Annotated in this window: 1 pseudogene; it reads left to right on the forward strand. The window is 66.4% G+C overall.

The features are described from left to right. Positions 1–308: 308 nt before the first annotated feature. Positions 309–541, forward strand: a pseudogene (locus tag ACYVQV_RS18990) (hypothetical protein); the annotation flags it as partial.

Raw genomic sequence — 541 nt, forward strand, 5'->3', positions numbered from 1 at the left:
TCGGGCGGTGCGGCGGCCGTCTCGGCGTCCGCCGGGGTGTCGTGGCCGTCCTGGCCGTCGGCGGCCTTGGGGGCCGCGGGCTCGGGCCACTCAGCGGGATCCACCAGTTCGAACTTCATGCAGAGTCCCCCAGTCGTCGTCTCCACAACCGGCAACAACCAACTCCCGCCTGTCATTATCACCCATATAATTGTCCTCCCCGAGGAATTCTTCCGTTATATGGTCCACACGCGGATTGCGGGAACCAGCGATACGGACTGGACGTCCTACCGCAGTAGACGGCAGGTAACCGAGGAGCAGGTGAACAGATGTCACGTTGGGACTTCGGCGATCAGACCCTTACCACCCTGAACCGCAACACCTCGGCCTCCGGTGATCAATTGGCCAGCCTGATCAATCAGCTCATCGACGCCGCCGAACCCCTTTCCGGCCGCTTCAACGGCGCCGGCAAGGCCGCCTTCGACAGGGTCCAGGGTCCCGCGGACATCGCCCCCGGCACCCGCGGGCGGGCGGCGCCGGCGCTGTGCTCCTTCCCGCGCGC

This window comes from Thalassiella azotivora (assembly GCF_054781695.1).